Source organism: Rhizobium sp. NLR10b (assembly GCF_019685435.1).
Lineage (GTDB): Bacteria > Pseudomonadota > Alphaproteobacteria > Rhizobiales > Rhizobiaceae > Rhizobium.
In genome coordinates this window covers 137608-150033 of record NZ_JABDWV010000010.1, presented here as the reverse complement: position 1 = coordinate 150033, position 12426 = coordinate 137608, and the positions used below count along the sequence as shown (strand labels likewise).

Sequence of the window (12426 nt, the reverse complement as noted above, 5' to 3'; positions counted from 1 at the left end):
GGACCTTCATAAAAATTCAGTGAGTCCTAACTTTATATGTACGTGCGTAACAATCGGAGGAGGATTGTCATGACGACAGAAAGCGGCTCGCCTGCGTCCACGGATGTCCAGGAAACATTCCGTGCAATCGACACACCCGAGTTCCTTATCCGCATTGCCGAGAAACTGCGGGCCAAGAGTGGCTCCGATCTGCCGCTGTGCTGCTTCATCGAGCAGGTCAAGCTGCAACTGGCCGGCGGAAAGTCGCCGGAGGATCTGCAGAACGACGCAGCCAACAGCAACACGCCCGGCCATCTCTCGGATACTTTCAAAGCCTGGGCGATGCCCGACTGAACACCTTCTCCGGTCGCCACCTCCTGCCGGCCGGAACCTTCTCTTCGCACGTACATTTCATCAATCGCGTGAGAACGCGATGGCCGTTGCGTTCCAGACAGAGGAGAAAACCATGCGACTTTTCGAATGTGGCACGCTCGTTCCCGGCTGCGCCTGGCACACCCGGGCGGATAATGACGCAGAAGTGGTTCGCCGCGCCGTTGAGCACCTGAAGATTGCTCACGGCGAAACGATCATACGCGAAAACATGGTTGACAACATCAAGGCACGCATCCGCGACGAGGCCACCGCCGCCTGAGAGCGGGTGCCCGCGTCCTGGCAGCGACGACTATGACAGCGCCGCATCCACCCGATGCGGCGTATAATCCCTATTGGATGCGTTCCTGCAGCCGGGCGAGCAGTGCTGGCCGGTCAGCGGCGAAATTCTCCTCTACCCACTGGTTTTCCAGCACCGCAAGCAGTTCCCCGACGCGGGGACCGGATGCGATGCCCGCCGCAATCACATCGCCGCCATTTAGAGGAAATTGCGGCTTCTTCCAGTTCACGGCCTGATCCAGGAGCTTGCCGAGCCGCGCGGAGCGCGCCATTTCGCCAAGATCGCCTTCGGCCTTGCCGCGCGCAACGCCGAGCGCCAACTTCAGCCGCATCGTGATACCGTCCGCGCCGTTGCGGTAAAGCAGTCGCTCGAAGGCGGCCGGCGATATCTCGTCATTGACCGGTTCCGCTTTTGCCCAGGCCGTCAGGGTGGCGGCTTCCGCATTCGAGAGCTTCAGCCGGGCCGCAAGCGCCGTGAGCCGCGCCGCATCGGGCGGCACGATCGCCGCAAGGCGCAACAGCGGATCGGGCGTCCAGCCGAGCGCCTTTTCGGTGGCAACGAGAGAAGGGATTGCATCGATCCCCCACCGCTCCGATTCCGGCAGGATTTCCGTCAGCACCGCCACCTGCCGCATCCAGAGCAGCGCCCGGCCGGGATCGCCGGCACCAAGCAGCTTTCTAAGCTCCGACCAGACGCGCTCGGCCGAGAGCGTCTTCAGTTTCGAACGCGCCGCAGCACAGGCTTTCAGACCCTCGGGATCCGGCCGCCCGGAACCGTAATAGGCGAAGAAGCGGAAGAAGCGCAGGATGCGCAGATAGTCCTCGGCGATACGCCTTGCCGCATCGCCGATGAAGCGGATTTTGCGCGTCTCGATGTCCGCAAGCCCGCCGACGAGATCCACCACCTCGCCCTTGGCATCGGCATAGAGCGCGTTGATCGTCAGGTCGCGCCGTTCGGCATCGGCCTTCCAATCGGTGCTGAAAGCGACCTTGGCGCGGCGTCCGTCGGTCTCGACATCGGTACGCAGGGTCGTCACCTCGAAGGGCTTGCCGTCGATGACGAGCGTCACCGTGCCGTGCTGCAGCCCTGTCGGCACCGCCTTGATGCCGGCCACTGCTGCCCGCTCCATGACAATTTCGGGCGCCAGCGTCGTGGCGATGTCGATATCGCTGACCGGCAGGCCCATCAGGCTGTTGCGCACCGCGCCGCCAACCACCCGTCCTTCCCCGTCATCGGTATTGAGAAGTGCCAGGACCCGGGCGAGCGCCGGATCGCGGAACCATGCCTGGTCGGCAATGCCGGTCATGCGTAAAGCCTTTCGTAGAGCGTGCGGACGATGCCGGCGGTGATGCCCCAGATCATTCTGGTTTCATAGGGCATGCGGTAGAAATGCCGGTCGATGCCGTCGATCACGCGCCTGTCGCGGTTATGATTGGCCGGATTCATCAGGAAGGAGAGCGGCACCTCGAACACCTCGTCCACCTCGGCCGGGTTCGGCGTCAGCGCGAAACCCCGCTTGACGACGCCGAGCACGGGCGTGATGCGGAAGCCGGTCGAAGCGAGATAATTCGGCAGCCTGCCGACTGTCTCGACGAAGGAACCGGGCAGGCCGATTTCCTCCTCCGTCTCGCGGATCGCCGCCATTTCGGGCGAGATATCGGCCGGATCGATCGAGCCGCCGGGAAAGGCGATCTGACCGGAATGTTTGCGCAGCGTCGCCGTGCGCTTGGTGAAGATCACCCGCGCTTCCTCGCCGTCGTCGACGACGGGCACGAGCACGGCGGCATCGCGCAGCTTGAAGGTCGCAATCTCCTCCACGATATCGGGGTTGAGGATATGGTCGCCGTGATCACGCCAGGCATGGTCCACCGGCCCGCCATTCTGATCGAGCGCACGGCGGCGGAATTCAGCTGCTGAGAACAGCGGATAACGTTGGGTGATCGCATCGTTCATCGGGAAAGCGCATCCAGTTCGTCGGCCGGCATGACGGGAAAGACCTCGCCGGCGGAGCGGACCGCAAACATCGCCCGCCCCTCCACGTCGAGCGTCTCGCCGAGTGCCGCCAGTTCATACATCACCGCACGCGACACCAGCGCCTCCAGCCGCCCGCGCACATGCAGATAGGGTTTCAGTTCGGCATTGCCGCCCGCAATGGCAAAGCGCAGCCGATGCCCTCCTCCCGCCTCCACGACATCACCGACATTGGTGCGGAATGTCAGTACCTGTTTGCCCTCCCGCTCCGTCACGCTCATCTCCACGGCGACGAACGGCGCGTCCACGACCCTGATCCCGACCTTTTCCACAGGAGTTACGAGGTAGGTCTTTTCGTCCTCGTCCTTGCGCAACACCGTCGAAAAAAGCCGCACCAGCGCCGGCCGGCCGATCGGCGTGCCCATGTAGAACCAGGTGCCGTCGGCCCTGATCTCCATGTCGATATCCCCGCAGAAGGGCGGATTCCACCGTTCGACCGGGGGCAATCCTCGTTTTTTGCCGGCGGTTTCCTGCGACGCGCGCGAAATCAGCGCGGCAAGCCCCGCCGCATCCGCCTGTCCGCTGATTTCTTCGGCTGCCATTCTTCCGTCCCGGTTTGTCCTTAACGAAGTGAAGTCACGAGATAGTCATTCGTAACGAACTTGTCAGCCCGTCGCATCTCCATAACTCTATCGAGTATGAGGCAGATGTATAAGTCCGCCGATTCGCTGCCGAATGATTTCAGCCGTTGGAGATGCCCGTGGGTATGATGAAGACCGAAGCCAGCCTCGATGAAAAGGCGATCGTCGCCGCCGCCGAAAGGGCGCTCTCCGATATCGCTGCCATCCGCGGGGAAGTCTCCAAAGTGATCTTCGGTCAGGAGAGCGTCGTCGAGAACACCATCCTCGCCGTGCTATCAGGCGGCCATGCCCTGCTCGTCGGCGTCCCCGGCCTTGCCAAGACCCGCCTGGTGACGACACTCGGCGAGGTGCTCGGCCTTGCTGCCAACCGCGTCCAGTTCACGCCAGACCTGATGCCTTCCGATATTCTGGGGTCGGAGGTGATGGATCAGGACGACAGCGGCCGCCGTTCCTTCCGTTTCGTCAAAGGCCCGGTCTTCGCCCAGCTCCTGATGGCCGACGAAATCAACCGCGCCTCGCCGCGCACTCAGTCGGCGCTTCTGCAGGCGATGCAGGAATATCACATCACCATCGCCGGCCAGCGCTATGACCTGCCGGCTCCCTTCCATGTGCTCGCCACCCAGAACCCCCTGGAGCAGGAAGGCACCTATCCTCTGCCCGAGGCCCAGCTCGACCGCTTCCTGCTGCAGGTCGACGTCAACTATCCCGAGCTCGCCGCCGAGCGACAGATCCTGCTCGAGACCACAGGCCTCGGCGAAACCCGGCCAGAAGCCGTCATCGATGCGCAACGGCTGATCGAAATCCAGGCCCTGGTGCGCCAGATGCCGGTGAGCGAGACGGTCGTCGACGCCATCCTTTCGCTGGTGCGCTCCGCCCGCCCCGGTCAGGGGAATGCCTCGACCGACAAGAACGTCGCCTGGGGTCCGGGCCCGCGCGCCGGCCAGGCGATGATGCTCTGCGCGCGCGCCCGCGCGCTCTACGAGGGCCGCCTCGCCCCGTCCCTCGATGATATCTTCGCGCTTGCCGAACCCATTCTTCAGCACCGCATGGCGCTGACCTTCGCCGCCCGCGCCGAAGGCATGTCGGTGCGCGACGTCATTGCCGGCCTGGTCAGGCAGGCAAAGGGATAAGGAAGCCGGACGCGTGGCATCTATCGGACAGACCGTCAACCCGACGTCAGGCAGCGATGCCCTCTCCCGCGCCAGGCAGCGGGCCTCCCTGATGCCGGACTGCCTGGTGGAAGCCAAGCGCATCGCCAATACGGTGATCGCCGGCTGGCACGGCCGTCGCAAACGCGGCATCGGCGAGAATTTCTGGCAGTTCCGGCCCTATGCAGAGGGCGAGAGCCTGTCGCGCATCGATTGGCGCCGCTCTGCCCGCGACGACCATACTTATGTGCGCGAGCGCGAATGGGAAGCAGCGCACACCATCTGGCTCTGGTGCGACATGTCGCCCTCGATGATGTACAAGTCGAGCTACGGCAGCGTCTCCAAGGAAAGCCGGGCGCTGGTCGTCATGCTGGCGCTTGCCGAAATCCTTGCCCGCTCCGGCGAACGCATCGGCTGCCCCGGCATCATGGAACCTGCCTCCACCCGCAATGCCGCCGAACGCCTCGCAGCCGCGCTCATGCACGCGCCGCTGACCGGCGGACTGCCGGAAACGGGAATGATCCGCGGCTGGAGCGACCTCGTGCTCATCGGCGATTTCCTCGACGACGCTCCTGTTATCATGGAGCGGCTCGGTCCGCTTGCCCGCCGCGGCCTGCACGGCCACGTGGTCGAGATATCGGACCCCGCCGAAGAGATCTTTCCCTATAGCGGCCGCACCGAATTCATTGATCCGGAGACGGGGGCCAAGCTCATCTCCGGCCGCGCCGAACACATCCGCGAGACCTATCGCAACGCCTACCTCGCCCGCAGGGAGAGCCTCGGCCAGTCGCTGCGCCATCTCGGCTGGACCTTTACGACCCACCGCACCGATCATCTTGCCTCGGAGGCGCTGGTCGCGGTCCACATGTACCTCTCCGGCATGCCGGCCAAGGCAACGCATGGAGGGCTGCTATGAACGCCCTCCCCTTCGCTTTCGCCTATCCCGCCATTCTCGGCGCCCTCATCGCCTTGCCGGTCATCTGGTGGCTGTTGCGGCTGACGCCGCCACGTCCGAAAACGGAGGTCTTTCCGCCGCTGAAGATCCTTGCGTCGGTGCTGAAGCGCGAGGAAACGCCGGCGCAAAGCCCCTGGTGGCTGACGCTGCTGCGCATGCTGCTCGCTGCCATCATCATCCTTGCGATTGCCGATCCGGTCTTCAATCCGCGCACCAATTCTCTGGCATCGGGCGGCCCGCTCGTCCTCTTCGTTGACAACAGCTGGGCGGCAGCACCCGATTGGGAGCGCCGAGTCCAGACCGCCGACGCGCTGGTGGACGATGCCGAATCCGCCGGCACGCCGGTAGCGATCGCCTTCACCGCCGATCCGACCAACGATGCCGTGCCCGGCACCGCAGCCAGCGCCCGTGACAAGCTGCGGGCTGCCGAGCCGCGGCCGCTGGTTCCCGATCGCGAGCGCGCTTTCCAAGCGCTGCGCGCGGCGCTCAATGGCGTCAAGCCCGGCACTCTCGCCTTCCTGACCGACGGCGCCGCCGCCAAGGCCGATGATCCGACGGTGCGCAGGCTCGCCGAGCTCCAGCCCGCCGATCTGCGCCTGATCGAGGGCGATGCCACGAAGACGGTTGCCGTCACCGCGGCCAGCAATGCGGCCGACGCCATGACCGTAAAGGTCACACGGCTCGACAGTTCGCGCCCCGCATCAGTGGCGCTGAACGCCGTCGATGCCCAAGGCCGCTCGATCGCCAACGGCAGGGTGGATTTCCGTCCCGGCCAGAGCGTTGCCACGAGTTCGATCACCGCTCCCTTCGAGATGCGCAACGATTTCGCCCGCATCAGCGTCGACAACGGCGCGACGGCAGGCGCGGTCCACCTTCTCGACGACGCGTTCAAGCGCCGCCGCGTCGTCCTCCTGTCCGGCACCGGAGCCGATGAATTCCAGCCGCTGCTCTCGCCGCTCTACTACATCCAGCGGGCGCTGCAACCCTATGCGGATCTCATCCAGCCCACCGATTCCGATCTGGCCGTCGCCATACCGAAGCTTCTCGCCAACAACCCTTCGATCATCATCATGGCCGATATCGGCCGCCTGCCGGAGGAAACCTACGAACCTCTGACACGCTGGATATCGAATGGTGGCATGCTCCTGCGTTTCGCCGGCCCGCGCATGGCGGCGGCACCTGCCGACGATCCGCTCATTCCCGTCATCCTACGCCAGGGAGAACGAGCGCTGGGCGGGACCTTGTCCTGGAGCGAACCGCAATCGCTGGCCGAATTTCCGAGCATCGGCCCCTTCGCGGGCATACCGCGTCCCGCCGATGTCGTCGTCAAACGGCAGGTGCTCGCCGAGCCGACACCCGACCTTGCCGAACGCACCTGGGCCAGCCTCGCCGACGGCACGCCGCTGGTGACGATGAAGCAGCTGGCATCCGGCCAGATCGTCCTCTTCCACGTCACCGCGGAAGCGACCTGGTCCGATCTGCCGATCTCGGGCACTTTCGTCGATATGCTGCGTCACCTCCTGCAGATATCGCGCTCAGGCGGTGTGACGTCCGAGGCACGCAGCAGCGCGCGTGTCTCCGAGACCCTTCCGCCCTACCGCATGCTGACGGCCAAGGGTGTGCTCGTTTCCGAGACTAGCTCGGCGCGACCTCTGATCCCCAGGGCCGGAGCCGAACCGACGGCGAATTTCGACAATCCGCCCGGCCTCTACGGTTCGGAAGATGGTTTCACCTCATTGAACGTGCTGCCCGAGAACGCCGAACTGACGCCGCTCGATACCGCTGGAACCAACGCCGTGCGCGAAGGCTTGATCGGTGGCGAAAGCTGGTCGGCAAAGCCGGCTCTTTTCCTGGTCGCCTTTCTGCTGCTGCTCGCCGACAGCCTGATCGTCCTCTTCATGAACGGCGCTTTCTCGCGATTGCGCCCGGCCGCTCGCGCCGTGGGCGTGATCGCCGTCGTACTCGGCGCAGGCTTCCTGCTGCAGCCCGGCACACTTCACGCCAACGACTCCCGGCCCGATGACGACCTCATTCTGGAGAGGCTTGACAACACGCATCTCGCCTATGTCGTCACCGGCGAGCAGGAAGTCGACAATATATCCGAGCGCGGCCTTGAGGGCTTGACCCAGTTCCTGACCTTCCGCACGACGTTGGAGCCGGCGCCGCCCGTCGGCCTTGACCTCACCAGGGACGAACTCACCTTCTACCCGATCATCTATTGGCCGGTTTCGGCAACGGCGCCCATGCCGTCATCGGCCGCGATCAGCCGCATCGACGCCTATATGCGCAACGGCGGCACCGTGCTTTTTGACACGCGCGACCAGCTCAGCGCTCTGGACAATGGCGGCAATGTCAGCGCTAACGGCCAGCGGCTGCAGGAAATCCTCGCCAATCTCGATATACCGCCGCTCGAACCGGTTCCATCGGATCACGTGCTGACGAAATCCTTCTATCTCCTGTCGAGCTTTCCCGGCCGCTATGCCGGCAGCCCGCTTTGGATCGAAGCCCGCCAAGGTGGCCGCGAAACGACCGAAAAATCGGCGGCGACGGCCGACGGGGTTTCGCCGATCCTGATCACCGGCAATGATTTCGCCGGCGCCTGGGCAGTCGACGAAAACGGCACGCCGATACTGCCGACCGTGCCCTCGGATGAAGGGCAGCGTGAATATGCCTACCGGGCCGGCGTCAACATCATGATGTACATGCTGACCGGCAACTACAAGACGGACCAGGTTCATGTTCCCGACCTCCTCGAACGGTTAGGGCAATGAGATGACCTTCGATTTCTCACCCTTCCTGCCCTGGCCGATTCTGGCCGCACTGGCCGTCGTCAGCGCTCTTATCGCCGCCTTTGCGATCTGGCGCGGCATTCGCGGCGCCTGGATCAGGACACTGGCCGCCCTCGCCCTGCTGACCGCCCTTGCCAATCCCGTACTGCTGCAGGAGGATCGAGATCAGCTGTCGACGATCGTCCCCGTCATCGTCGACCGGAGCCAGAGCCAGCAGACGCCCGAGCGCATGAAGATGACCGATGACGCGCTTGCGGCGTTGAAAGGGCAGCTTGCCCGCTTCCCCCAGATAGAACCCCGCTTCGTCGATGTCGAAGGCGACGTCAACTCCGACGTTCCGTCCACCCGCCTGTTCGACGCGCTGGCAGCCAACATCGCCGACGTCCCATCCGCCCGCATCGGCGGCGCCATCATGCTGACAGACGGCGAAGTCCATGATGTCCCGGCCGCCAATCAGGCGCTCGGCTTCGATGCGCCGATCCATGGTCTCGTCACCGGCAAGCCTAAAGAATTCGACCGTCGCATCGAAGTCATCAAGGGACCGCGCTTCGGCATCGTCAACGAGGAGCAGCAGGTCGTCCTGCGCGTCTTCGACGATGGTCCGAGCCCCGGCGGCACGGCCGACGTCACGGTGAAGCTGAACGGCGACGAGATCGCTACCTTGCAGGCAACGCCCGGCCAGGATACGCCTTTCTCCTTCAAGGTGCCGGCTGGCGGCAGCAACGTGCTCGAATTTTCCGTCGCCGGGCTTCCCGGCGAAGTCACCACCGCCAACAACCGCGCCGTCCACGTCATCGACGGCATTCGCCAGAATCTGCGCGTCCTGCTCGTCTCCGGCGAGCCGCATGCCGGCGAGCGCGCTTGGCGCAACCTCCTGAAATCCGACGCCTCGGTCGATCTCGTTCACTTCACCATTCTGCGTCCGCCGGAAAAGCAGGACGGCACGCCGATCAACGAGCTGTCGCTGATCGCCTTCCCGACGCGTGAACTGTTCATCGACAAGATCAAGGATTTCGACCTGATCATCTTCGACCGCTATCAGGACCGCGCCAACGTGCTGCCGATGCTTTATTATGACAACATCGCGCAATACGTGGAGAACGGCGGCGCGCTGCTGATCGCCGCCGGTCCGGAACATGCGAGCCCAGAGTCGATCGCGATGACGCCGCTCGCCTCCGTGCTGCCGGCAGAGCCGACTGGCCGGATGATCGAAAAGGCCTTCTATCCTCGCCTCTCCGAGGAAGGGCGCAAGCATCCGGTCACGCGCGGCTTGGACGGCTCCGGCGAGGACCCGCCGCATTGGGGCCGCTGGTTCCGCAGCGTCGACGTCGAACGGCCGCAGGGCGAAACGATCATGGTTGGCGCCGACAACCATCCGCTGCTGGTGCTGAACCGCGCCGGCCAAGGCCGCGTCGCCATGCTGCTTTCAGATCAGGGCTGGCTCTGGGCGCGCGGCTTCGAAGGCGGCGGTCCAAATGTCTCGCTGTATCGCCGCATCGCTCATTGGCTGATGAAGGAACCGGCGCTCGAAGAAGAAGCCTTGACGGCGCGCGCCTCCGGCCGAACCCTTGAAGTCACCCGCCAGACAATCGGCGACAATCCCGGTAACGCCACCGTGCGTTATCCCTCCGGTAAGACCGAAACCTTGCCACTCACCCAGACGGAACCCGGGCTCTACAAGGCCGAGAAACGCATGTACGAGGTCGGCCTCTTTGAAATCCGTAACGGCAAGTTATCGACGCTTGTGCACATCGGCGCCGTCGATGCGCCGGAATTCAAGGCAATGATCTCGACGACCGATGTGCTGAAGCCTGTCGTTGACAGGAGCAAAGGTCTCGTGACCCGTGTCGCCAGCGAAAAGGGCGCGATCAGCGTTCCGCCGATCCTGCCGGTGCGCGGCCAGATCCGCGTCTCCGACAACGAGCGTATGATGATCCGCATGACCAACGAAACGGTCCTGAAGGGAATCAACACGTTGCCGCTCTTTGCCGGCTTCGCCGGCGTCGGCATCCTGCTGCTCGCTTTCGGCGCCATGTGGTGGCGCGAAGGGCGATAGTCGCATGCCGGAATTCGAGCTTACGGCATCGCCTTCGGCTGTGGAGCTCGCGGCCATCACCGATGCGCTCTCGGCCTTCAATAACAGCGATGTCGGCCCTTCGGACCGCCAGCCGCTCGCCGTCCTCGTCCGCGATACCGACGGCAAGGTGACCGGCGGCCTGTCGGGATTTACTGCCTGGGGCTGGCTCTTCACCCAAATGCTTTACATCCCCGATACGCTGCGCGGAACGGGCATAGCCGGCAGGATCCTCGCAAAAGCGGAAGACGAGGCCAAGGCGCGAGGATGTCGTGGCGCCTGGATCGATACCTTCAACCCGCAGGCTCTCCGCGCCTATCTGCGCCAGGGTTATGAAATCTTCGGCGAGCTTGAGGATTTCCCGGAAGGCCGCACCCGCAGCTTCCTCCGGAAAAATCTCTGATCATCCGCGCCAGGCGATTATGCCTTTCAGCCGCTCGTGCACACCCTCGGCGATCGGAACGACCAGCACCCGGCCGGGATCGACGGGACCTGGAAAGGCAAGCGCGTTATAGGCCACCTTCTCGAAGCCGAGCGGACCGTAATAGGGCGGATCGCCGACGAGGATGACGGCTTCCGAACCCTTGCGCCGCGCAGCTTCCACCGCGATCCGCACCAGTTCTCGGCCGATACCTATGTTTTTGTGCGAGGGTCGAACGGCAAGCGGGCCAAGAAGATGTCCCTTCACCGTGCCGGCCAGCACCGGCGTCATGCGCACGGAGGCGATCGTCTCGCCGTCGTCAGCGCAGATGAAGGAGAGCGACAGGTCGTGCGGCCCCTGCTCGCGGATACGCGCGGCCGCCCGCGCGAAGCGGCCCGGACCGAAGGCTTCTTCATTGATATGTTCGATGGCGGCGGCGTGGGACGCGTCTTCGGTGAGGTAGACGAGATCGTGCTTATACATGATGGCAGAAACCGGTTGGACGGATTGATGGGTCTCGAACACGCCTTCGGCGTTCGGGAGCATCAGCGTCGTCGCGGGTTTCTGGAAATGAACATCAGGCAGGCGTTCCTCAAATCGTGAAAAGGCCGATAGCAGGAAAAATTTCCGCCGTCCAACGCAAAATGCACACCCGAACCTGCTGGCGTGGGAGGCGTGACGCACTGTTCAATCTTTACCACCTGCAAAGCCCCACTATCTCAGCTAACTTCGATTCCAACACGGCAATCAAGGGAATGAAGATCATGGGAATGCTTGTGGACGGCGTCTGGCACGACATCTGGTACGACACGAAGGAGAGCAAGGGGCACTTCAAACGGCAGCCCTCGCAATTTCGCAACTGGGTGACGGCGGACGGCGAGGCCGGGCCTTCCGGAAGCGGCGGCTTCAAGGCTGAGGCCGGGCGGTATCATCTCTATGTCTCCCTCGCCTGCCCCTGGGCCCATCGCACCTTGATCTTCCGCAAGCTGAAGAAGCTGGAGGAGCTGATTTCGGTTTCTGTCGTGGATCCGCTGATGCTCGAGAATGGCTGGGAGTTCAAGATCGGTGACGGCGCTGCCAGCGACCATCTGTTTGGCGCTGGGACGCTTTGGCAGATCTACGTCAAGGCGGATCCGCACTATTCCGGCCGTGTCACCGTTCCCGTCCTCTGGGACAAGCAGACCGGCACGATCGTCAACAACGAATCGGCCGAGATCATCCGCATGTTCAACAGCGCCTTCGACGGGCTGACGGGTTCGAAGGCCGATTTCTATCCGGAGGATCTGCGTGCCGAGATCGACATGCTGAACGCCACCGTCTACGACACCGTCAACAACGGCGTCTACAAGGCAGGCTTTGCCACAACTCAAGAAGCTTACGAGGAAAATGTCGGCAAACTATTCGAAACACTCGACATTCTCGACGAACGCCTGGGCAAGGGCCGCTACCTTTTGGGCGACAGATTGACGGAGGCCGATTGGCGCCTCTTCACCACACTGGTGCGTTTCGACCCGGTCTATGTCGGCCACTTCAAGTGCAACATTCGCCGCATCGCCGATTATCGCAATCTGCCGGGCTATCTCAGGGATCTCTATCAGACGGCAGGCGTTGCCGAGACGGTAAACCTGCAGCACATCAAGCAGCACTATTACCGCAGTCACAAGACGATCAATCCGACCGGCATCGTCCCGGTCGGCCCGGCGCTTGATCTCGACAGCCCCCATGGCCGCGCTACAGCGCCGCGCGTCTTTTAGACGCGCAAAGGACGCTGTAGAACT

11 protein-coding genes and 1 pseudogene are annotated in these 12426 nt (G+C 63.6%); 8 read left to right on the top strand and 4 right to left on the bottom strand.

Annotated elements, in window-relative coordinates:
- Nucleotides 1-69 precede the first annotated feature (69 nt).
- Together HJB91_RS18160 and HJB91_RS18155 are read left to right on the top strand one after the other, a co-directional pair.
- Nucleotides 70-333: a hypothetical protein gene (locus tag HJB91_RS18160; protein WP_221146960.1), complete on the top strand. Its 264-nt coding sequence runs from the start codon at nt 70-72 to the stop codon at nt 331-333.
- Between the two features lie 112 nt (nt 334-445).
- Nucleotides 446-631 carry a DUF1059 domain-containing protein gene (locus tag HJB91_RS18155; protein WP_221146999.1) on the top strand — a complete coding sequence of 62 codons (186 nt, stop codon included), beginning with the start codon at nt 446-448 and terminating at the stop codon, nt 629-631.
- A gap of 70 nt (nt 632-701) precedes the next feature.
- Here the strand turns inward: HJB91_RS18155 and HJB91_RS18150 are convergent, their stop codons facing one another.
- From HJB91_RS18150 to HJB91_RS18140, 3 genes are read right to left on the bottom strand one after another with little or no spacing between them, the layout of a single operon-like run.
- A complete protein-coding gene (locus tag HJB91_RS18150; protein WP_221155638.1) occupies nt 702-1955 on the bottom strand; it encodes a CCA tRNA nucleotidyltransferase in 1254 nt (417 codons plus the stop codon).
- Nucleotides 1952-2602 carry a CoA pyrophosphatase gene (locus HJB91_RS18145; protein ID WP_210630449.1) on the bottom strand — a complete coding sequence of 217 codons (651 nt, stop codon included), beginning with the start codon at nt 2600-2602 and terminating at the stop codon, nt 1952-1954. The genes HJB91_RS18150 and HJB91_RS18145 overlap by 4 nt, the downstream gene beginning before the upstream one ends.
- A complete protein-coding gene (locus HJB91_RS18140; RefSeq protein ID WP_221146958.1) occupies nt 2599-3222 on the bottom strand; it encodes a DUF1285 domain-containing protein in 624 nt (207 codons plus the stop codon). The genes HJB91_RS18145 and HJB91_RS18140 overlap by 4 nt, the downstream gene beginning before the upstream one ends.
- Before the next feature lie 158 nt (nt 3223-3380).
- Here HJB91_RS18140 and HJB91_RS18135 point away from each other — a divergent pair, with 158 nt between their 5' ends.
- From HJB91_RS18135 to HJB91_RS18115, 5 genes are read left to right on the top strand one after another with little or no spacing between them, the layout of a single operon-like run.
- A complete protein-coding gene (locus tag HJB91_RS18135) occupies nt 3381-4391 on the top strand; it encodes a MoxR family ATPase (RefSeq protein ID WP_210630447.1) in 1011 nt (336 codons plus the stop codon).
- A 13-nt stretch (nt 4392-4404) separates the two neighbouring features.
- On the top strand, nt 4405-5325 hold the full coding sequence (locus HJB91_RS18130) for a DUF58 domain-containing protein (RefSeq protein ID WP_210630446.1): 921 nt from the start codon (nt 4405-4407) through the stop codon (nt 5323-5325).
- The gene (locus tag HJB91_RS18125; protein ID WP_221155637.1) at nt 5322-8135 is read left to right on the top strand and encodes a DUF4159 domain-containing protein; all 2814 of its coding nucleotides are present in this window, start codon (nt 5322-5324) and stop codon (nt 8133-8135) included. Before HJB91_RS18130 ends, HJB91_RS18125 begins: the two co-directional genes overlap by 4 nt.
- A 1-nt stretch (nt 8136) precedes the next feature.
- The gene (locus HJB91_RS18120) at nt 8137-10209 is read left to right on the top strand and encodes a hypothetical protein (RefSeq protein ID WP_221155636.1); all 2073 of its coding nucleotides are present in this window, start codon (nt 8137-8139) and stop codon (nt 10207-10209) included.
- Nucleotides 10210-10213: 4 nt separating this feature from the next.
- Nucleotides 10214-10630, top strand: coding sequence for a GNAT family N-acetyltransferase (locus HJB91_RS18115; RefSeq protein ID WP_210630443.1), 417 nt, complete (start codon nt 10214-10216; stop codon nt 10628-10630).
- Here the strand turns inward: HJB91_RS18115 and HJB91_RS18110 are convergent, their stop codons facing one another.
- Nucleotides 10631-11194 (bottom strand): GNAT family N-acetyltransferase, encoded by a 564-nt coding sequence (locus HJB91_RS18110; protein WP_221155635.1) that lies wholly within the window; start codon nt 11192-11194, stop codon nt 10631-10633.
- A gap of 218 nt (nt 11195-11412) precedes the next feature.
- On the opposite strand from HJB91_RS18110, the pseudogene HJB91_RS18105 reads away from it, so the two are divergent.
- Nucleotides 11413-12422: pseudogene (locus HJB91_RS18105) on the top strand (glutathione S-transferase family protein).
- Nucleotides 12423-12426: the final 4 nt, after the last annotated feature.